Annotated in this window: 17 protein-coding genes and 1 pseudogene; 8 read left to right on the forward strand and 10 right to left on the reverse strand. The window is 58.0% G+C overall.

The window, feature by feature from the left end; all coding sequences use genetic code 11:
- Window positions 1-7 precede the first annotated feature (7 nt).
- Window positions 8-1,798, forward strand: a complete 1,791-nt coding sequence (locus V6L81_RS03735; RefSeq protein WP_094999668.1) for an ATP-binding protein — start codon at window positions 8-10, stop codon at window positions 1,796-1,798.
- A 4-nt stretch (window positions 1,799-1,802) separates the two neighbouring features.
- On the opposite strand, the gene V6L81_RS03740 is transcribed toward V6L81_RS03735, so the two are convergent.
- From V6L81_RS03740 to V6L81_RS03770, 7 genes and pseudogenes are all read right to left on the reverse strand, one after another.
- Window positions 1,803-2,582, reverse strand: coding sequence for an N-acetylmuramoyl-L-alanine amidase (locus tag V6L81_RS03740; RefSeq protein WP_094999669.1), 780 nt, complete (start codon window positions 2,580-2,582; stop codon window positions 1,803-1,805).
- A 132-nt stretch (window positions 2,583-2,714) separates the two neighbouring features.
- A complete protein-coding gene (locus V6L81_RS03745) occupies window positions 2,715-3,116 on the reverse strand; it encodes a hypothetical protein (RefSeq protein WP_095038478.1) in 402 nt (133 codons plus the stop codon).
- Window positions 3,117-3,387: 271 nt separating this feature from the next.
- Window positions 3,388-5,376 (reverse strand): diguanylate cyclase, encoded by a 1,989-nt coding sequence (locus V6L81_RS03750; protein WP_095020622.1) that lies wholly within the window; start codon window positions 5,374-5,376, stop codon window positions 3,388-3,390.
- Window positions 5,373-6,251 carry an endonuclease/exonuclease/phosphatase family protein gene (locus V6L81_RS03755; RefSeq protein WP_094999672.1) on the reverse strand — a complete coding sequence of 293 codons (879 nt, stop codon included), beginning with the start codon at window positions 6,249-6,251 and terminating at the stop codon, window positions 5,373-5,375. Before V6L81_RS03755 ends, V6L81_RS03750 begins: the two co-directional genes overlap by 4 nt.
- A 15-nt stretch (window positions 6,252-6,266) precedes the next feature.
- Window positions 6,267-6,905 carry a thiol:disulfide interchange protein DsbA/DsbL gene (locus V6L81_RS03760; protein WP_016782754.1) on the reverse strand — a complete coding sequence of 213 codons (639 nt, stop codon included), beginning with the start codon at window positions 6,903-6,905 and terminating at the stop codon, window positions 6,267-6,269.
- A 200-nt stretch (window positions 6,906-7,105) separates the two neighbouring features.
- Window positions 7,106-7,726 carry a cytochrome c gene (locus tag V6L81_RS03765; protein WP_095038479.1) on the reverse strand — a complete coding sequence of 207 codons (621 nt, stop codon included), beginning with the start codon at window positions 7,724-7,726 and terminating at the stop codon, window positions 7,106-7,108.
- A gap of 46 nt (window positions 7,727-7,772) precedes the next feature.
- Window positions 7,773-8,020 (reverse strand): annotated as a pseudogene (locus tag V6L81_RS03770) (c-type cytochrome).
- A gap of 190 nt (window positions 8,021-8,210) precedes the next feature.
- Here V6L81_RS03770 and yihA point away from each other — a divergent pair.
- Window positions 8,211-8,861, forward strand: a complete 651-nt coding sequence (gene yihA / locus V6L81_RS03775; protein WP_094999674.1) for a ribosome biogenesis GTP-binding protein YihA/YsxC — start codon at window positions 8,211-8,213, stop codon at window positions 8,859-8,861.
- A gap of 331 nt (window positions 8,862-9,192) precedes the next feature.
- Here yihA and polA read toward each other — a convergent pair whose 3' ends face one another.
- Window positions 9,193-11,961, reverse strand: a complete 2,769-nt coding sequence (gene polA / locus V6L81_RS03780; RefSeq protein WP_095017888.1) for a DNA polymerase I — start codon at window positions 11,959-11,961, stop codon at window positions 9,193-9,195.
- Between the two features lie 74 nt (window positions 11,962-12,035).
- Here polA and V6L81_RS03785 point away from each other — a divergent pair, with 74 nt between their 5' ends.
- Together V6L81_RS03785 and V6L81_RS03790 are read left to right on the forward strand one after the other, a co-directional pair.
- A complete protein-coding gene (locus V6L81_RS03785) occupies window positions 12,036-12,326 on the forward strand; it encodes a DUF2782 domain-containing protein (RefSeq protein ID WP_019828138.1) in 291 nt (96 codons plus the stop codon).
- Window positions 12,327-12,382: 56 nt separating this feature from the next.
- Window positions 12,383-13,333, forward strand: coding sequence for a homoserine kinase (locus V6L81_RS03790; protein WP_095020623.1), 951 nt, complete (start codon window positions 12,383-12,385; stop codon window positions 13,331-13,333).
- Window positions 13,334-13,492: 159 nt separating this feature from the next.
- On the opposite strand, the gene V6L81_RS03795 is transcribed toward V6L81_RS03790, so the two are convergent.
- Window positions 13,493-14,413 carry a zinc ABC transporter substrate-binding protein ZnuA gene (locus tag V6L81_RS03795; protein ID WP_095017886.1) on the reverse strand — a complete coding sequence of 307 codons (921 nt, stop codon included), beginning with the start codon at window positions 14,411-14,413 and terminating at the stop codon, window positions 13,493-13,495.
- Between the two features lie 66 nt (window positions 14,414-14,479).
- On the opposite strand from V6L81_RS03795, the gene V6L81_RS03800 reads away from it, so the two are divergent.
- Genes V6L81_RS03800 through V6L81_RS03815 form a run of 4 tightly spaced genes read left to right on the forward strand, consistent with a single transcriptional unit; the run spans window position 14,480 to window position 17,288 of the window.
- A complete protein-coding gene (locus V6L81_RS03800; RefSeq protein WP_094999679.1) occupies window positions 14,480-14,962 on the forward strand; it encodes a Fur family transcriptional regulator in 483 nt (160 codons plus the stop codon).
- Window positions 14,962-15,750, forward strand: coding sequence for a zinc ABC transporter ATP-binding protein ZnuC (znuC, locus tag V6L81_RS03805; protein ID WP_094999680.1), 789 nt, complete (start codon window positions 14,962-14,964; stop codon window positions 15,748-15,750). Before V6L81_RS03800 ends, znuC begins: the two co-directional genes overlap by 1 nt.
- Entirely contained in the window at window positions 15,743-16,531 is a 789-nt protein-coding gene (znuB, locus tag V6L81_RS03810) for a zinc ABC transporter permease subunit ZnuB (RefSeq protein WP_094999681.1), read from the forward strand. Before znuC ends, znuB begins: the two co-directional genes overlap by 8 nt.
- Window positions 16,532-16,568: 37 nt before the next feature.
- Entirely contained in the window at window positions 16,569-17,288 is a 720-nt protein-coding gene (locus tag V6L81_RS03815) for a PA5502 family lipoprotein (protein ID WP_094999682.1), read from the forward strand.
- Window positions 17,289-17,348: 60 nt separating this feature from the next.
- Here V6L81_RS03815 and katE read toward each other — a convergent pair whose 3' ends face one another.
- Window positions 17,349-19,541: a catalase HPII gene (gene katE / locus V6L81_RS03820; RefSeq protein ID WP_254925214.1), complete on the reverse strand. Its 2,193-nt coding sequence runs from the start codon at window positions 19,539-19,541 to the stop codon at window positions 17,349-17,351.
- Window positions 19,542-19,682: the final 141 nt, after the last annotated feature.

Consider the following 19,682-nt stretch of genomic DNA (forward strand, 5'->3'; position numbering starts at 1 on the left):
GCCCGCGATGAAACTTGCGATCAAGCTGCGCACCCGCCTGTTCCTGAGCATTTCCGCGTTAATCACGGTGGCGCTGCTTGGCCTGTTGCTTGGCGTCGTCAGCGTGATGCAAATGGCGAAAACCCAGGAAGCGCTGATTCGTAACAACTTCATTACCCTCGATCTGGGCCTGAAACTGCGTCAGTCGCTGGGCGATCAGTTGGTGATGATGCTGCACAACCAGCCAGATCCTGAAGCGCTGAAGTCATCAGCCCGGGAGTATTTGAAGCTGCTCGACGAGGGCATCGAGCATGAGCGTAAAAACAATCTGCATAGCGGTTTTGCCCAGGCCCGGGAGGATTACAGCAGTTTTTTGCTGGCCTTCAACAAGGCCAGCGACGCGCAACTGAACCTGAGCAATGACAAGGATCTGACCAGCCGCTTCAATCAACTGCGCAACGGTCTGATTACCGAACACCGTCGTGCGCTCGACACCATATATGCCGCCCAGGCCGCAGCCCGGGATCGCGCCTTGGTCGTCGCCGCCTTGCTCGGCCTGGTCGGCATTGCCGTGCTGATCATCGGCTTTATCACTGCCCACGGTATTGCCAGGCGTTTTGGTGCCCCGATCGAGGCACTGGCCAAGGCCGCGGATAACATTGGCAAAGGCAATTTCGAAGTGGTGTTGCCGCTCTCCTCGGCCACAGAGATGAACCTGCTGACGCGGCGCTTTGGGATTATGGCCGAGGCATTGCGCCAGCATCAGGCAACCAACATCGACGAGCTGCTGGCGGGCCAGCAGCGGCTGCAAGCGGTACTCGACAGTATCGATGACGGGTTGTTGATGATCGATCAGCAAGGCCGGCTGGAGCACTTGAACCCCGTCGCACAGCGCCAGCTGGGTTGGGATGAAGGGCGATTGGGGCAGTCGCTGGGTGAGGCCTTGCAACGTCCGGAACTCGACCAGCAACTGCAAACAGTACTGCGCGGAGGCAGTCTTGAGCGCTTGCCGGAAGACTTGAGCGTCGACATTGAAGGCGAAACCCGACTCCTGACCTACAGCTTGACCCCGGTGAGCCAGCCCAAGGGGCCTATCCTCGGCGCCGTCATGGTGCTGCACGACGTCACCGAGCAGCGTGCCTTTGAGCGGGTACGCAGCGAGTTCGTGTTGCGGGCCTCCCATGAGTTGCGCACCCCCGTCACCGGCATGCATATGGCGTTCGGGTTGTTTCTGGAGCGTTCACGCTTTGATCCCCAGTCACGGGAAACCGACCTGCTCAACACCGTCAACGAAGAAATGCAGCGCCTGATGCAGTTGATCAATGACCTGCTGAACTTCTCCCGCTATCAAAACGGCATGCAGAAGCTGACGCTGGCCCCTTGCAGTGTCGAACACATGCTCGAGGACGCCCGTGTCCGTTTCGCCGACCGTGCGCGGGTAAAAAATGTCGAGCTGCTGGTGCAGCTGCAACAACCGCTACCTGAGTTGCGGGCCGATCAGGCCCAGTTGGAGCGGGTGCTGGACAACCTGCTGGACAACGCCTTGCGCCACACCGCCAGTGGCGGGCAGATCTGCCTGCAGGCCAGGCGCCATGGGGAACGGGTGATTATCAGCATCGAAGACAATGGCGAAGGCATTGCCTATAGCCAACAAGGGCGGATTTTTGAGCCCTTTGTGCAAGTGGGGCGCAAAAAGGGTGGCGCCGGCCTTGGGCTGGCACTGTGCAAAGAGATTGTGCAACTGCATGGCGGGCGCATTGGGGTGTATTCGCGTCCAGGGCAAGGCACACAATTTTACATGGCCCTGCCATTGCTCTAGCTCATCAGTGCTTTTGCGTGTTCAGCACTTTCAAAATGGCCGCACTTTCAGCATCCGGAGTGCCATCGTATCGCGAAGGCCTGAAATGCATCTGGAAGGCGGCCAGAACGTGGCGAGTGGCGACATCCAGCTCTCCGGTTTGCGGGGTTTCGTAGCCCAGAAGCGCCAGTTGCTGCTGGAACCAGGTGATGCTTGGCAAGTTGCTGGCGTACAGTGCTTGCTCCCGGGCTACGGCCCGGGCGTTCGGCCAGATGCCAAAGCCTGCGTCGGCCAGGCGCTTCCAGGGAAACAGCGGGCCTGGATCCAGCTTGCGCAAGGGCGCGATATCGCTATGGCCAATAATGTTGCGCGGGTCGATCTGATAGCGGGTTGAAATATCTTTGAGCAGTGCGATAACCGACTGGACCTGACCCTCTGTATAGGGGTACCAGACTCGACCTTCGGGCGTATCGCGAAAACCCTTGTTGACGATTTCAATGCCGATGGAGCTGGAGTTAAGCCAGGTGCGGCCCTTCCATTGGCTTTCACCGGCGTGCCAGGCGCGCTGGTTTTCATCCACCAGTTTGTAAATGGTCGGCGGAGTATCCCCGACCAGGTAATGGCTGCTGACCGGGCCGCGGGTTAACAGCTCCAGGGAGCGCTCCAGCGAGGTTGAGGTGTAGTGAAGCACCACAAACTGCACGCGGCTGTCGTGGTTGATTGAAGGATGACTGGTGTCCATGCGCAGACCGTTGCTGCAACCGGCCAGCAGGGCAAGGGACAAGATCAGGGCGGAGAATTTCATGGGCGAGAACAACACGACTGAGCAATTAATAGGCAAGCATACCTTACCGCCCGTGTCGTGCAGCTGTACCGGATGAAGACAAGGGCTGCGACCTTGTAAACACCAACAGGGTCGCAGCCTTCGGAAGGTGATTTATTTGCCGCACACCAGGTAAAAACTCATCGATGAATCCCCGGATGGCCCGTTGGCACCCAGCATCAAGCCTATAACATTCACTTCGGATCGGGTCGGTTTGCTCGACAATTTGGCGATGCTATAAAGGGTATGTTCATAGCTTGAATTGTCGTAAGTCGATGCCACACAAAATTTTGGCTCCTTTTGAAAGGCATCGGGCATCAGATTAACTTTATAACTGGCTGCATAATCGGGTTGGCTGGAGTATTCAATACTTTCAATCCAGTGCGGCGATTGTGCGGCCAGTGTTCCATCCTTGTTAATGGAGGCCGAATAGATCGGGGTTTTAGTGGCTGCACTTACCGAAACAGAGCCCGTGATCAAAAAGAACACAGGTAACAAGTAAATCAATATTTTCATACACTACCTTTTACGGCCGTACACCGTACTGGCTTTATACCACCGGGCTAGAGCCTGCAGTGCCCGGCGGCATTGTCGATGGGGGTTTGATAAAGAGATGTCTACAGTGCCGTCGTTACTTGTCGGGTAACCAAACCGGACTGTTATTTTATATAAGTCGCCCACTCACAACCCGTCAAGAAAGCCGCGAGGGAATCCGTTAATTAATTTTAAATACCGACAGGGACTACTTGCTGTCTAGAAAGTAACTACATAAAGCGACAAATAAATATCAAGTTTCAATAGTCGCTGCTTGAGGCTCCACGCAGTTACGTCCACGCCGTTTGGCCCGATACAGTGCTTCATCAGCCCGTTTAAGCACATGGTCACTGCGATCACCCGGCCTGAACGCGGATACACCGATAGACGTGGTGATGGTCACGGGTTCGCCCTTGAAGTGGAACGGACAGGCCTGGATTGCTGCCCGCAGCTTCTCGATCAGATGCAAACCTGCGCTCAACGGCGTATCGGGCATCAGTAGCACAAACTCTTCGCCACCAAAGCGGGCAATAAAGTCGATCGGCCGCAGATGCTTGCGCAACTGGGTGGCAATGATCTTGAGCACCTTGTCGCCCGCCAGGTGGCCGTAACCATCATTGATACGCTTGAAATGATCGAGGTCGAGCATGGCAATCAGTAGAGGATTACCGTTTTTTTGCCACTGATCGACTTCATATTGCAGGCGTTCGCCCCATGCCGCCCGGTTAGGCAGATCGGTCAGGGGGTCTATCAGTGCTTTTTGGCGCTGTTCTTCAAGATGCTCGCGATAGCCCTGGGCCTGCTGTTCCATGCTCGCGATACGCTCGGCCAGCCCCTGGAGGTGGGCCGAGACCTCCTGTTCACGGGCGATGCGCTGCTGCTGGTGCTGGTCCATCGTGCCCAGCAGCCCTTCGAGACGATTCTCCAGCAGGTGCTTGAGGCTGTTAAGGTCAACGGCGTCCTGCACGCTGTTTTGCAAACCGTCCACATGTTCGCGCAGTTGGCTGTGCAAGTCGTCGGCGGCGGATCGACCCTCGGCATGACCCTCGCTGGCCGCCTGGAGGTTGTTCTGAAATGACTCCAGGCGTTCATTGAGCTGTTTGAGGTAAGCCTCGAACTCATGCTGGCCGCTGTCAGTGATGGCCAGCATCAAAACCGCAAGATCGTCGAGGATCGGCAGTAATTCGTACCAGTTGAGCCCTTTTTCCAGACGTCGGCACATGGCCTCGGCCTGTGGCCTGTGGTGTTCAGGCAGCGACAGGCCGCTCAACAACCCGAGCAGTGTGGACTCAATGTGCTCGGCCACGCTGCTGTAGGTTGGCTCGGGGGCATCAGGCAGGGCATAGACAGCATCGACTTCGGCCAGCTCAGTCTGTTCGTCGAGCGGCGACTGCTCAACGAAATCCCTGGCTTGATCATTTTCGGCCTCAACCATCGCGACCACTGACTCAAGTGCACCGCTGGATGCATGCTCTTGAGCCTCTTGAGGTACCGAAGGGGACGGCTCGGCAAGCGCCTGGGCGTCATCGTCAGCCGTAGCAACGGGCGGCAAGGGCTGTGGTTCGGCTTCAACAATTACCGGTTCAGGCTGAGGCGTGGGTACTGCCGGCGGCTCGGCAACATGCGCTGGGACCACGCTGTTCGGCGCAGCCGGTCGCGGCGCCTGAGTCTCAACCGGAATCGGAACCACAGTCGCTTCGCCAAGTGCCTTTTCAGCGTCTTGTGCACCAAATAATCGCTGTAACAAGCCCGGCTTGGGCGGCTGGGCGTCATTGAGTTGCGGCGCCAGTGCCTGCCCTTGCAAGTGACTCAGCTCACCAAGCAGCAGCGGTATTTCTCGGGCGTGCGTCACCCGGTTTTCGAGCTGTTTGGCATAGGCCTTGAGCGGCTTGCTGACCTCACGGGGCAGTGGCAGGGCCTGCAGTTGGGTGACCAGCGTATTGAGCGCTGCGCTGACTTGCTCAACCCGGGTTTCACGTCGCTGCTCGGAGTCGAGCACGGCTTTTTCAAGGCGCGGGAGCAAGGCGGCAAGGGCGGCGTCCATCTCATTGGTGCGCACCGCTTCGCGCATTTCTTTCATGCATTGGTCGACCGTGCGGTCCGTGCCCTCAGCGGCCAGGGTGCTACGCACCAGGCCACGGCGCAGCAAGTCGAGGCGGGCATTCCAGCGGCGCTCAAGCTTGTCTTGCAGCTCCACGCTTTTAAGGTATTTCTCTTTCCAGCGCGCGGCCTCGTCCCTCATGCCTTCGCCCCGTTGTCAGGCGGGCGCAGCGCGATCTGGGAGTCGACGCCGACAGAGCCTGGCAGACGGATATCGACGGCTACCGGCAGATGGTCCGAGATAGGCTGATCCAGTACCTGGACGCGCTCAAGGGTCAGGCTTGGGCTGAGCAAAATATGATCCAGGCAACGTTGCGGGCGCCAACTGGGGAAGGTGGCCTCCATTTGCGGCGCCAGCAGCCCGAGGTCCCGCAGTGGCGAGGTGTGCAGCAGGTCGTTGGCATGGGTGTTCATGTCGCCCATCAACACCTGGTGCTGATAGTCGCCAATCAACTCGCGAATATAGGCCAGCTGCCGGGTGCGGGTTTTGGTTCCCAGCGCCAGGTGCATGACCACGACCACCAAAGCGTCGGGGCCTTCACCAAAGCGCACCAGAATCGCACCACGCCCCGCAGGGCCGGGCAAGGGATGATCTTCAATCGCGGCAGGGCGCAACCGGCTGAGCACACCATTACTGTGCTGGGCCAGACGCCCGAGATTGCGATTGAGTTGTTGATACCAGTAGGGAAATTCGCCCTGCTGGGCAAGATACTTGACCTGATTGATGTAGCCAGAACGATGGCTACCACCGTCGGCCTCTTGCAGGGCGACCAGGTCGAAGTCGCCGAGCAGGTCACCAATACGCTCCAGGTTACCGGCCCGCCCCTTATGGGGGAGCACATGCTGCCAACTGCGGGTCAGGTAATGCCGGTAACCCTGGGTGCTGTTACCCACCTGGATATTGAAACTGAGCAGTCGTAAACGTCGATCATCCGGCATCCCGCAGGACGCCAGATGATCTTCGTTGATCTGCGGCTCATGCAGACCAACACTTCGCTCGCCTTTCCAGCGGAGCATGGGCGAGGGCGCCGCTTAGTTTTTTGCGCCCGCTGCGCGCTCTTTGGCGATCAGCTGGTCAGCCACGCTCAAAGCGCCTTCAGGGCCACCGGCAGTGCCCAGGTCGAAGCGGTACTTGCCGTTGACGACCATGGTCGGTACGCCGGAGATTTGATAGGCCTGTGCCTTCTTCTTGGCGTCTTCAACTTTGCCTTTGACGGCGAACGAGTTGTAAGTGCTCAGGAACTTGTCTTTATCGATGCCTTCACCGGCCAGGAAATCAGCCATTTCTTCTGGGGTTGCCAGCTTCTTGCCGTCGTGGATGGCCTGGAACACGGCTTTGTGAACCTTGTTTTCAACGCCCATGGCTTCAAGGGTGATGAACAATTGGCCATGAACATTCCAGATCCCGCCAAACATGGCAGGGATACGCACGAAGCTCACGTCGGCGGGCAGTTTTTCTGCCCAGGGATTGATGGTTGGCTCGAATGCAAAGCAATGCGGGCAGCCATACCAGAACAGCTCGACCACTTCGATCTTGCCAGGCACGGCAACCGGAACGGCGCTGCTCAGCTCTACATATTGTTTGCCCGCTTCAAGCGGCTCGGCAGCTTGAGCGGTCATGCCAAACAGGCTGGCACTGACGAGAGCGGCGCTGAGAATCAGATTACGCATGCTTTACTCCTGGACAGATAAGGTCATATCAACGTGACCTGTATTCAGACAGGTCCATGCTGGCTTGAGTTCGATAGTGTAACTGTAGACGCGATGCAAAAGGGCAGCCGAAGCTGCCCTTTGAGGTTCACATTCAAGGATTAAACGATCGTTAACGTGACCTCTGGTATCAAGACCTGGCCCCGCCGACCGTACAGACCTTAGTGCAGGCCTTGAATATAGCTGGCCAGCGCCTTGATGTCCTTGTTGCTCATTTTGGCCGCGATGCCGCGCATGATCATCGAGTCACCATCGTTGGCGCGGTCGCCTTCACGGAAGTCTGTCAGCTGTTTCTCGATATAGCTGGCGTGCTGGCCGCCCAGGTGCGGGAAGCCGGCAGCGGCAAGGCCCTGGCCGTCTGGCGAGTGGCAGCCGATGCACGCTGGCATGCCTTTCTCAAGGTTGCCACCACGGAACAGGGCCTCACCCTGGGCTACCAGGGCCGGGTCAGCAGCGCCAACCGAACCTTTCTGGCTTGAGTAGTAGGCCGCGATGTCGGCAAGGTCCTGATCGTTCAGGTTCGCCAGCAGGCCGGTCATTTCCAGCACCTGACGCTTGCCGTCCTTGATTTCATGCAACTGCTTGAGCAGGTAGCGATCACCTTGCCCGGCCAGCTTGGGGAAGTTTGGGGCCATGCTATTGCCGTCCGGACCGTGACAAGCGCCACATACAGCGGTTTTTGCCTGACCTGCAGCAGCATCACCTACCACAGCGGTGCTAGCAGCCTGGGCAATACCGCTGACGCCCAAGGTCAACAGCAGACTCACGAGTAATTTGTTCATCAGCTAATCCAACTACGGCTAAGGGTTAAAGAGTTATGGGCCGGGCTCACTCGCTTATCCACTGTAGGACAGTTCGGTAATCCTCGACACTGCAGTCCATGCACAAACCACGCGGCGGCATCGCCTTGAAACCCTGGGTCACATGTCGTACCAGCGCCTACATACCTTGCTCTTACCTTGGCCTATTAGCTGACCAGCATGGCAGACAATACAAACGCGGTTGTACACGGCTTCCGGATCCTGTGTAGCCTGAATGCTGTAACGTGGCATCAAGACACCGTCACCAGCAGTCATAAAACGACCTTTTCAGGGTTGGGAGCCTGCTGCGTTCTAATGCGCAACCTGGGTTTTTTGCTCCCGTGTTCTTCATCCTACGCTGGGACAAAGCGCACACAAAATCTGCGGCATTATATACTGGCGTCACTGAAACGGAAACGACACGCTCGCCGCGTCCATTCCTGACGCCGCTCACATCGGAAATCCCATGCAACTCAAGAACCCCATTCTCGGTCTGTGCCAACAGGCCACCTTCATGCTCAGCGCTGCCAAAGTCGATCAATGCCCCGATGACGAAGGCTACGAAGTCGCGTTTGCCGGGCGCTCCAACGCCGGCAAGTCCAGTGCACTCAACACTTTGACCCACGCCAGCCTGGCGCGCACGTCGAAAACTCCGGGCCGCACTCAGTTGCTGAACTTCTTCCAACTGGACGAAGAACGTCGCCTGGTCGACTTGCCAGGTTACGGTTATGCCAAGGTGCCGATCCCGCTGAAATTGCACTGGCAGCGCCACCTTGAAGCATATTTCGGCAGCCGTGAAAGCCTCAAGGGTGTGATCTTGATGATGGATATCCGTCATCCAATGACCGATTTCGACCTTTTGATGCTTGATTGGACCGTGTCCAGCGGCATGCCTATGCACATTTTGCTGACCAAAGCCGACAAACTGACGTACGGCGCTGCAAAAAATACGCTGCTTAAAATCCAGTCGGACATTCGCAAGCAATGGGGCGATGCCGTCACCATCCAGTTGTTCTCCACGCCAAAGCGCATGGGCCTGGAAGAGGCGTACACCGTGCTGGCACGCTGGATGGAATTGCCGAACAAAGGCGAAGAACTGGTTGAAGCTGACGAGTAACAAATCGCAGGCAAAAAAAACCCCGGACTTCGCATGGGGGGAAGGAGGTCCGGGGTTCAAGTACTGAACCGCTAGGGCGGGGTTCAGGTATCTGCCAACACTTAACACAACATTAGGAGCTTTGAAGGGCTTCACCACCCATTCAATAAATCTGAGTGGTGTTGGCAGATTTAGTTCCGGGAGCTTAAAAACTCTTTGGAATAAGCCCGGTCTCTGCAGCAGCAATAAATTTTTAGTGTGGGAGCGGGCTTGCTCGCGATGGCATCAACGCGGTCATTGCGACAGACCGCGTCGCCTGCATCGCGAGCAAGCCCGCTCCCACATTCCCTCATTAATGCGCTTCATCCCAGTTGTTGCCCACGCCTACTTCAACCACTAGCGGCACATCCAGCTTCGCCGCTTCGCTCATGTGTATCCGCACTTCATCACGCACCTGGTCCACCAGGTCTTCGCGCACTTCTAGCACCAGTTCATCGTGTACCTGCAGGATGACGCGGGCATCGAGGCCTGAGGCGCTGAGCCAGTTATCCACAGACACCATGGCTTTTTTGATGATATCGGCTGCCGTGCCCTGCATCGGTGCGTTGATTGCCGTGCGTTCGGCGCCTTTGCGCAGCGCCGGGTTTTTCGCGTTGATTTCCGGCAGGTACAAGCGACGACCGAAAATGGTCTCGACATAGCCTTGCTCGGCAGCCTGGGTGCGCGTGCGCTCCATGTAGTCCAGCACGCCCGGGTAACGTGCGAAATAACGGTCGATATAGGCTTGCGACTGTTTGCGGTCGACGCCGATCTGTTTGGCCAGGCCAAAGGCGCTCATGCCATAGATCAGGCCGAAGTTGATGGCCTTGGCACTGCGGCGCTGGTCGATGGTGACGTCCGCCAGATCAACCCCGAATACCTCGGCAGCGGTGGCGCTGTGCACGTCCAGGTTGTTGCGGAAGGCATGCAGCAAACCTTCGTCCTTGGCCAGGTGGGCCATGATCCGCAGCTCGATTTGCGAGTAGTCGGCCGCCAGCAGTTTGTAGCCTTTAGGGGCCACAAAGGCCTGACGGATCCGACGACCTTCGGCGGTACGGATCGGAATGTTCTGCAAGTTTGGATCACTTGAAGACAAACGACCGGTCGCCGTGACGGCCTGGTGGTAGGAGGTGTGGATACGGCCCGTACGCGGGTTGATCTGCTCAGGCAGGCGATCGGTGTAGGTGCTTTTCAGCTTGCTCATGGAGCGGTACTGCATCAGCACCTTGGGTAGCGGGAAGTCCTGCTCGGCCAGTTCCGCCAGCACGGCTTCGGCAGTCGAAGGCTGGCCTTTGGCCGTTTTGCTGATGATTGGCAGACCGAGTTTTTCATACAGGATCACACCCAGTTGCTTGGGTGAGCTCAGGTTGAACTCCTCACCGGCAATGGCAAAAGCCTCACGCTCCAGCGCAACCAGCTTGTCACCCAGCTCAACACTCTGGATACCCAGCAGGTTGGCATCCACCAGCGCGCCCTGGCGTTCAATACGCGCCAGTACCGGCACCAGCGGCATCTCGATGTCCGTCAATACGCTGTTGAGGCTAGGGATCGCTGCGAGTTTTTCGTGCAGTACATGGTGCAGGCGCAAGGTCACGTCGGCATCTTCGGCCGCATACGGGCCGGCCTGCTCCAGGGAAATCTGGTCGAAGGTCAGTTGCTTGACGCCCTTGCCGGCAATGTCCTGGAAGCTGGTGGTGGTGTGGCCCAGGTATTTGAGGGCCAGGCTGTCCATATCGTGGCGGCTGCCCGTGGAGTCGAGCACATAGGACTCAAGCATGGTGTCGAAGGCAACGCCCTGAACCATGATCCCGCACGATTGATCGCCACCGATGGCGCAGTTGGCCAGAATATTCATGTCGTACTTGGCGTGTTGTCCGACCTTGGCTTTGCTCGGGTCTTCCAGCAGCGGCTTGAGGGCACGCAATACCGTGTCGCGATCCAGTTGCTCGGGTACGCCCATGTAGGAATGGGTCAATGGAATGTAAGCCGCTTCGCCAGGCTTGACCGCGAACGACAGGCCCACCAGCTGCGCTTGCTGCGCGTCCAGGCCGGTGGTTTCGGTATCAAAGGCAATCAATTTGGCGTCGTTGAGTTTTTTTAGCCATACATCAAAGCGAGCCTGATCGAGGATGGTCTCGTACTGTTGCTCCGCTTCGGCGGGCGCTTCAGGAGCCTCATGCACAATCACCTGCCCGGCACGCTTGGCCTCGCGCTCAACTTCGGCAATCCAGCTTTTGAACTCAAGTTCGGTGTACAGCTCAATCAACTTTTCGCAGTCAGGCGCCTTGAGGTGCAAGTCTTCCAGGCCGATATCCAGCGGCACATCGATCTTGATCGTCGCCAATTGATAGGACAAAAACGCCATTTCGCGATGTTCTTCGAGTTTGGCAGGCAAGTTTTTGGCGCCGCGAATGGGCAGGGTCGGCACGATATCGAGCTTTTCGTACAGATCGACCAAACCACCGCCTACACCCACCAGCAAGCCGGACGCTGTCTTGGGACCAATACCAGGTACGCCTGGAATGTTGTCAGACGAATCGCCCATCAGCGCGAGGTAGTCGATGATCTGCTCGGGCGATACGCCAAATTTCTCTTTAACGCCCTCAATGTCCATCACGCTGCCGGTCATGGTGTTAACCAGCGTGATGTGGCCATCAACCAGCTGGGCCATGTCCTTGTCACCGGTGGAGATGACCACTGGTCGGTCTGCCGCGGCGCTGCTGCGGGCCAGCGTGCCGATGACATCATCGGCCTCCACGCCTTCAACGCACAGCAAGGGGAAACCCAGCGCAATCACACTGGCGTGCAATGGCTCGATTTGCACCCGCATGTCATCGGGCATGCTCGGGCGGTTGGCCTTGTACTCGGCGTACATGTCATCGCGAAATGTCCCGCCCTTGGCATCGAAAACCACCGCGAACGGGCTGTCCGGATACTGCTTGCGCAGGCTTTTGAGCATGTTCAATACGCCCTTCACGGCGCCTGTCGGCAGCCCTTTGGACGTAGTCAGCGGCGGCAGCGCGTGGAAGGCGCGGTACAGATATGAAGAACCGTCCACCAGGACGAGGGGAGCTTGGCTCATGAGCAGGATCAACCTTTTCGGCGAGTCCGGCGCTAGAATGTCCGGACCAATGACGACAAAGGGACAAGGTTATCATGCGCACACTCAATCGCCTGTTGCTGACCGGTTTGTTTGCATTCACTCCGCTGGTAACCTTCGCAGCAGATGAAGCAGTCACCGCCGATCCAGATGTAACCATTCGCACGGAAGGCGATAAAACCATTCAGGAGTACCGTCAAAACGGTTTCCTGTACGCCATCAAGGTCACCCCAAAAGGGGGCAAACCGTACTTCCTGGTACGGGCTGATGGTACTGATGCCAATTACATCCGTTCCGACCAGCCGGATATGCTGATTCCTTCGTGGAAAATCTTCGAATGGAAGTAGCGTCTTAACTTTAATTGGCGCCGCCTTGCGCGGCGCCCGTACTGGCAATTTAAATCATGTCTGTATTCACCCCACTGACTCGCAGCGAGTTGGAAACCTTCCTTGCGCCTTATGAACTCGGCCGTTTGCTCGATTTCCAGGGGATTGCTGCGGGCAGCGAAAATACCAACTACTTCATCAGCCTGGAGCGCGGTGAATTTGTCCTGACCCTGGTTGAGCGTGGGCCGGTCAAAGAGATGCCGTTCTTTATCGAGCTGCTGGATGTGCTGCATGACGCCGACCTGCCGGTGCCATTCGCCTTGCGCACCGTTGACGGCCAGGCCCTGCGCGAACTCAAGGGCAAGCCGGCGCTGCTGCAGCCGCGCCTGGCGGGCAAGCATATTCGTGAGGCCAACGCCCAGCATTGCGCCCAGGTTGGGGAACTGCTCGGCCACTTGCATACCGCGACCCGCAACAACGTACTGGAACGCAAGACAGACCGCGGCCTGGACTGGATGCTGGCTGAAGGTCCTGCCTTGATGGCTGGTTTGTCGCCTGATTCAGCAGATTTGCTGCAAAAGGCGCTGCAGGAAATTACTGAGCGTAAGGCGCAGATTCTGGCACTGCCCCGGGCGAACCTGCATGGCGACCTGTTTCGTGATAACGCGATGTTTGAAGGCACTCATCTGACCGGGCTGATCGATTTTTACAACGCCTGCTCGGGCCCGATGCTGTACGACGTGGCCATTGCCCTGAATGACTGGTGTGCAGACGAAGACGGTCAGATCGATGCTCCCCGCGCCCGTGCGCTGCTGGGTGCCTATGCCGCCCTGCGTCCGTTCACTGCCGCCGAGGCCGAGTTGTGGCCGACCCTGTTGCGCGTTGCTTGCGTGCGGTTCTGGCTGTCGCGCCTGATCGCAGCCCAGACCTTTGCCGGTCAGGACGTGCTGATTCATGATCCGGGCGAGTTTGAAAAACGCCTGGCTTTGCGTCAGACGGTGACCGTACAGCTGCCGTTCGCGTTGTAACAAACACTGAAATCAATTGTGGGAGCGGGCTTGCTCGCGATTGTAGCGACGCGGTGTATCTGAACAACCGCGTCGATCCAATCGCGAGCAAGCCCGCTCCCACAGAGGTTCTGGCAAGCCGCAACTTTTGTGAATGTCACACAATCTGTGGGAGTCGGCTTACAAGCTTTCCAGACACCCCGCCAGGTCATTGCCGAGTTTTTCCAGCAACTGCTCATACCCCTGCGCCGTCGCCGGGGTGTAGCCACCCAGGGCATCCAGCTCCGCCAACTTGACCGGCAACCCGGCCGTCAGGGTGTCAGCCAGGCGCGGACGCAGCGGCGGATCGCTGAAGACACAGGTCTTGCCCACTTCCTGCAGACGCTTGCGCATGGCGGCTACGTGCTGGGCGCCCGGCTGAACTTCCGAAGCCACACTGAAGGTGCCCGTGTGCTTGATGCCGTAAGCGCTTTCAAAATAGTCGTAGCCTTCGTGGAAGACGAAGAACGGTTTGTCGGCAATCCCGGCCAGTCGCGTTTTGAGGCGCGCATTCAACGCATCCAGGCGTTCATTGAAGGCCTTGAGATTGCTTTGATACCTGGTCGCATTGGCAGGGTCTTTTTCACTCAGGTCCGCCGCCATTTTCGCGGCGATCACCCGCGCATTGTCCGGAGCCAGCCACAAGTGTGCATCCAGGGTGCCGGGACGATGATCGTGATCATGTTCGGCGGCATCTTCTTCGTGCGAATGGCTATCTTCGGCGAAATGACGCAATTTCAAGCCCGGCAGGGTTTGTACCGTAACCGATGGCAGGGTGCGGCCCTTGATCACTCGTGGCAGAAACCCTTCCATGTCCGGACCGATCCAGTAGAGAAGGTCTGCTGACTGCACGCGCCGTACGTCGGATGGGCGCAGCGCATAGTTATGCGGTGAGGCATTGGGCGGTAAAAGCACCTCCGGATGCCCCACGCCGTCCTGCACGGCAGCGGCAATCAGTTGCAGGGGCTTGATGCTGGTCAGCACGTTGACCTCGGCCCGGGCCGGGCTGATCACAAGCAAACTGGCGCTTAGAGCAAGAAAAAGGGAAAAAAGACGGGGCACGATAAGCACTCATGATGGCTGAAACAGGTAACATAATAACGTCTCTCTCAATAATCGTCGCCGCCCATGCCTATAACACCGCTTGCCAGCCGTCCCCACGACCATTCTCATTGTGTCCATAGCGCCCTGACCGAGGCCGATGCCTTGTGTGCGCAAAAGGGCCTGCGCCTGACCGCCTTGCGTCGACGGGTGCTTGAGCTGGTGTGGCAAAGCCACAAGCCGCTGGGTGCCTACGACATTCTTGCAGTACTGAGCGAGCAGGATGGCCGTCGCGCTGCGCCGCCTACCGTTTATCGGGCTTTGGACTTCCTGCTCGACAATGGCCTGGTGCACCGCATTTCCTCACTCAACGCTTTTGTTGGCTGCAGCCACCCCGAGCACCCGCACCAGGGCCAGTTCCTGATTTGCCGCAACTGCCACGCCGCCATCGAGCTTGAGCAAAAGTCCATCAGCGACGCAATTATCAATAGCGCCCGGGATGTCGGCTTTACTGTCGAAGGCCAGACTGTCGAAGTGGTCGGTTTGTGTTCGGGTTGCCGGGAGGCCTGATGAGCGCTGCACTGATACGCCTGCAACATGTCACTGTGACCTATGCCGGGCAAAACGTACTCGACAATATCGAGCTGAGCGTTGAACCGGGCCAGATCGTGACCCTGATCGGTCCCAACGGCGCCGGCAAGACCACGCTGGTCAAAGCCGTGCTCGGCCTGCTCAAGCCCACCAGCGGCAGCGTATGGCGCAAGCCCAAGCTGCGCGTGGGCTATATGCCGCAAAAGCTTCACGTTGACCCGACATTGCCATTGTCCGTGTTGCGCTTTTTGCGCCTGGTGCCCGGTGTAGACCGTGCCCAGGCCCTTGAGGCGCTAAAGGAAGTCGGTGCTGAAAAGGTCATCGATAGCCCGGTGCAAAGCGTGTCCGGTGGTGAAATGCAGCGCGTGCTGCTGGCCCGCGCCCTGCTGCGCAAGCCCGAATTGCTGGTGCTCGACGAGCCGGTGCAAGGCGTGGACGTGGCCGGTCAATCGGAGCTGTATGCCCTCATCACCCGCCTGCGCGACCGCCACGGCTGCGGCGTGCTGATGGTCTCCCACGATTTGCATCTGGTGATGAGCACCACCGATCAGGTGGTATGCCTCAACCGCCACGTCTGTTGTTCGGGCCATCCCGAGCAGGTGAGTGGTGACCCGGCTTTCGTTGAGCTATTTGGCAAAAACGCACAAAGCCTGGCGATTTATCACCACCATCACGACCATGCTCATGACTTGCATGGCTCAGTGGTTAGCGAAAATAACCCGGCGGCATCCGCCCACGTTCATGGAGAAGGCTGCAAGCATGGCTGATTTTCTGCTTTACGCCCTGCTGGCAGGTCTGGCTTTGGCAATAGTTGCAGGCCCTTTGGGGTCATTCGTGGTGTGGCGGCGCATGGCCTACTTCGGCGACACGTTATCGCACGCAGCCCTGTTGGGCGTAGCCCTGGGGTTCCTGCTGGATATCAGCCCGACCATTGCCGTGACCGTGGGCTGCCTGTTGCTGGCGGTGCTGTTGGTCACGCTGCAGCAGCGACAGTCGCTGGCATCCGACACACTGCTCGGAATTCTCGCCCCCAGCACCTTGTCCCTCGGGCTGGTCGTACTAAGCTTCATGCATGAAGTGCGGATCGACCTGATGGCGTATTTGTTTGGTGACCTGCTGGCCATCAGCCCAACCGACCTGATGTGGATCCTGGGTGGCAGCGCGACGGTTCTGGCCTTGCTGGTTGCACTGTGGCGACCATTGCTGGCGATCACCGTGCATGAAGAGCTGGCCATGGTTGAAGGCCTGCCCGTGGCGGCGTTACGATTGGCCCTGATGCTGTTGATTGCGGTGGTGATTGCCGTGGCGATGAAAATCGTCGGCGTGTTGCTGATTACCTCCTTGCTGATTATTCCGGCGGCCGCGGCCCAGCGTCATGCTCGCTCGCCGGAGCAAATGGCACTGGGCGCCAGCGCACTGGGCATATTGGCCGTAGTGGGTGGCCTTGCGCTGTCATGGTTTAAGGACACGCCAGCAGGCCCGTCGATTGTGGTGTGTGCCGCAGCACTGTTTTTGTTGAGTTTTGTTCTACCCCGTCGAGGGGTGTAGACTTGCTTGTTTTTTGCGCACTTAGAGAGCCGCAGGAATGAAGCTGTTCAACTCCCGTTACTTGCTCCTGGCCGCATTTTCCCTGCTGCTGGGCGCCTGCCAAAGCACGCCGTCGGCCGACACTACTGCCGCCGCCGCACGCGCTACGGCCATCGCACAGCTGGAGCAAAACCTGGCCAGCAGTGAACTCGCGACCGCTGAAGACCAATTGAGCGCCTTGCAGGCGCAAACCCCGGATGATCCGCAGTTGGTGCAGTACCAGCGCCAACTGGCCGAGGCCTACCTGCAACGCAGCCAGATCGTCCTGCAAAAGGGTGATGTCAACGCGGCAGCTACCGCCCTGAGCCGTGCCCGCGCCCTGATGCCCAAGGCCCCTGCACTGACCGGTGGGGTCAATAGCGCCATTGCCCAGGCCCGCAAGGCCGAGCTGGACAAGGCTGAAGCCGCCCTCAAGGCTGCCGAGGCCCGACCACCGGCCAAGGTGATCGACCCGGCGGCCGAAAGCACCACCGTTGCACTGAACATCAACGATATTGCCAAACTTCGCCATCAACTGGATTTGATCGCGCAAGATATCGTCAATTACCAGTGCGCCGTCAGCCTGCAGGTTCCGCGTACGGCGGATTATCCATGGCTGGCCACACTGATCAGCAAGCGGGTTAAAAAGATCGACCCCGGGTTTGACCTCAAGCTGAACCGTCAAGTCATTCGCCACGTACCCGCACAAATGGTGCTGATCCCCAGCAAACCGGAATAAAACATCCGGGCATGAAAAACCCGTAGCAGCCAAAGGCTGCTACGGGTTTTTTGTTTTCGGCTAGGCCGGTATTGCCTTGGCCCTGGCCTCCCGTGACCACACGCGGTGTTGCCCGATGGCTGCAAAAAAGGCTTTTAGATCCTGGGCATCCTTGATCGCCAGCAACCCTTCATCTGCCTGTAGGTGCAGCACGTCCAGCAGTTGTCTGGCATCACCCTGCAAGGCGATGGCCTTGAGGTGCTTGTACGCTTCCAGCAGGTAGTGCAAGGCCACTCCGTCGCCGCTCAGTGCCTTGATCGACGCCGCGCCACCCGGTACGTACACCGCGTCGAACGCCACCGAAGGCAAGCCTTCCATCGACGCATCCACAGCCAGCAATGTGCCGTCAGCGGTTTTCACCGGGGCTGACGTCGGCCCCAGCAATTTGGCGTGGGCACCCTCTGCTGCAAGCGCCTGTTTCAGCGCATCGATCGCTTTGCCATCCACCCCGTTGGCCGCCAGGATCGCCACTTTTCGGGTTTTGATATTCCCTGCCAGCAGATTGGCCTGGCTCAGGGCCGGTGACTGGGTAAAGCGAGTCTTGCGCTCAGCTACCGTACCGGCCTTGGGTGCGGGCAAGCCCAGATTTTCGGCGACGCGCCTGGCCAGGCCCAAATCAATATTGGCCAGAATCTCATTCACCTGCCGCGCACGGATAGACTCGCGCTCAACTTTACCCAGCTCAAAGCTGTAGGCAGCAATGATGTGCTCTTGCTCATGGTTGCTCATGCTGTTGAAGAACAGCCGCGCCTGGGAGAAATGGTCACCGAATGATTCGCTGCGCTGACGGATTTTGTTGGCGTCGATGCGTTCCGGGTAACTCTCAAAACCGCCGTCACTGGCCGCCGGTGGGGTTTCTTTTGGCCAGCCGCCATCGATCGAGTTGGGTTCGTAGGCTGCACGCCCCTTGTGGAGGGTGCTGCGGTGCTGGGCATCACGCTGGTTGTTGTGGAATGGCGCCACCGGACGGTTGATCGGGATCTCATGAAAATTCGGCCCGCCAAGGCGACTGATCTGCGTATCCGTATAGGAAAACAGGCGCCCTTGCAGCAACGGGTCATTGGAAAAGTCGATCCCTGGAACAATGTGGCCAGGGCAGAAGGCGACTTGTTCGGTTTCTGCGAAAAAATTGTCCGGGTTGCGGTTGAGGACCATTTTTCCCAATGGCGTAATCGGTATCAGTTCTTCCGGGATCAGCTTGGTCGGGTCAAGGATATCGAAATCAAACTTATGCTCATCTTCCTCCGGGATGATCTGGACACCGAACTCCCACTCCGGGTAATCGCCCGTCTCAATGGCGTCCCACAGGTCACGGCGATGGAAGTCCGTGTCTTTGCCTGCGAGCTTCTGCGCTTCGTCCCACACCAACGAGCAAGTGCCTACACTTGGGCGCCAGTGAAATTTTACGAAGTTAGACTGGCCTTGCGCGTTGATGAAACGAAAGGTGTGCACGCCAAAGCCCTGCATGCTTCTCAGGCTTTTCGGAATGGCCCGGTCGGACATGGCCCAAATGACCATGTGAGCGGACTCCGGAACCAGTGAGACAAAGTCCCAGAAGGTGTCATGGGCCGAGCCGCCAGTAGGGATTTCATTGTGTGGCTCAGGTTTTACAGCATGTACAAAGTCTGGAAACTTCACCGCATCCTGTATGAAAAATACCGGCATATTGTTCCCGACCAGATCGAAGTTACCTTCGTCGGTGAAAAACTTGACCGCGAAACCGCGAACATCACGCACCGTATCCCCGGAGCCCCGCGGGCCTTGCACGGTGGAGAAACGCACGAATACGGGGGTTTGCTTGCCGGGGTCCTGCAAGAATCCTGCTTTGGTCAGTGCGCTGTGGGACTTGTACGCCTGAAAATAACCATGAGCACCAGTGCCTCGCGCATGCACGATGCGCTCGGGAATACGCTCATGGTCAAAATGCGTGATCTTCTCGCGCATGATGAAGTCTTCGAGCAGCGACGGCCCGCGCGAACCGGCCTTGAGGGTGTTCTGATTGTCAGCAATCTTCACCCCTTGGTTGGTTCGTAAGGCCTGATCGGTGGCGTCGTCGCGAAAGGTTTCAAGGCTTTCCAGTTTGACGTTGGTGTTACCACGATCCAGGGTGTCGGTGCCGGCCATCTGGCTCTTGTTGGAAGACGGTTTTTTGCTGCTCATCAGACTAAACTCCTTGTATGCGAAAGCCCTGTGGTAAGGGCTTTGTAGACAAATACCGCCCAAGCGGATGCGAGTTGCCTAAGTACTGACGTCTGGCCGTTACCGTCGTTCCTTTTTTCTGACCTTTAGTCGTCTTATTGCCAAATCAAAGGTTTGTGCGCAAATAAATGCTAAGTGCATCTATACGGACAGGCT

The sequence above is a fragment of the Pseudomonas bubulae genome (assembly GCF_037023725.1).
GTDB lineage: Bacteria > Pseudomonadota > Gammaproteobacteria > Pseudomonadales > Pseudomonadaceae > Aquipseudomonas > Aquipseudomonas bubulae.

Coding starts and splice junctions, on each gene's coding strand:
- znuC (WP_094999680.1), top strand. CDS start 14,962: ATGAGCGCTGCACTGATACGCCTGCAACATGTCACTGTGACCTATGCC.
- V6L81_RS03740 (WP_094999669.1), bottom strand. CDS start 2,582: ATGAAATTCTCCGCCCTGATCTTGTCCCTTGCCCTGCTGGCCGGTTGC.
- V6L81_RS03785 (WP_019828138.1), top strand. CDS start 12,036: ATGCGCACACTCAATCGCCTGTTGCTGACCGGTTTGTTTGCATTCACT.
- V6L81_RS03735 (WP_094999668.1), top strand. CDS start 8: ATGAAACTTGCGATCAAGCTGCGCACCCGCCTGTTCCTGAGCATTTCC.
- V6L81_RS03750 (WP_095020622.1), bottom strand. CDS start 5,376: ATGAGGGACGAGGCCGCGCGCTGGAAAGAGAAATACCTTAAAAGCGTG.
- V6L81_RS03800 (WP_094999679.1), top strand. CDS start 14,480: ATGCCTATAACACCGCTTGCCAGCCGTCCCCACGACCATTCTCATTGT.
- V6L81_RS03815 (WP_094999682.1), top strand. CDS start 16,569: ATGAAGCTGTTCAACTCCCGTTACTTGCTCCTGGCCGCATTTTCCCTG.
- polA (WP_095017888.1), bottom strand. CDS start 11,961: ATGAGCCAAGCTCCCCTCGTCCTGGTGGACGGTTCTTCATATCTGTAC.
- znuB (WP_094999681.1), top strand. CDS start 15,743: ATGGCTGATTTTCTGCTTTACGCCCTGCTGGCAGGTCTGGCTTTGGCA.
- V6L81_RS03760 (WP_016782754.1), bottom strand. CDS start 6,905: ATGCGTAATCTGATTCTCAGCGCCGCTCTCGTCAGTGCCAGCCTGTTT.
- V6L81_RS03745 (WP_095038478.1), bottom strand. CDS start 3,116: ATGAAAATATTGATTTACTTGTTACCTGTGTTCTTTTTGATCACGGGC.
- yihA (WP_094999674.1), top strand. CDS start 8,211: ATGCAACTCAAGAACCCCATTCTCGGTCTGTGCCAACAGGCCACCTTC.
- V6L81_RS03790 (WP_095020623.1), top strand. CDS start 12,383: ATGTCTGTATTCACCCCACTGACTCGCAGCGAGTTGGAAACCTTCCTT.
- V6L81_RS03765 (WP_095038479.1), bottom strand. CDS start 7,726: ATGAACAAATTACTCGTGAGTCTGCTGTTGACCTTGGGCGTCAGCGGT.
- V6L81_RS03755 (WP_094999672.1), bottom strand. CDS start 6,251: ATGCTCCGCTGGAAAGGCGAGCGAAGTGTTGGTCTGCATGAGCCGCAG.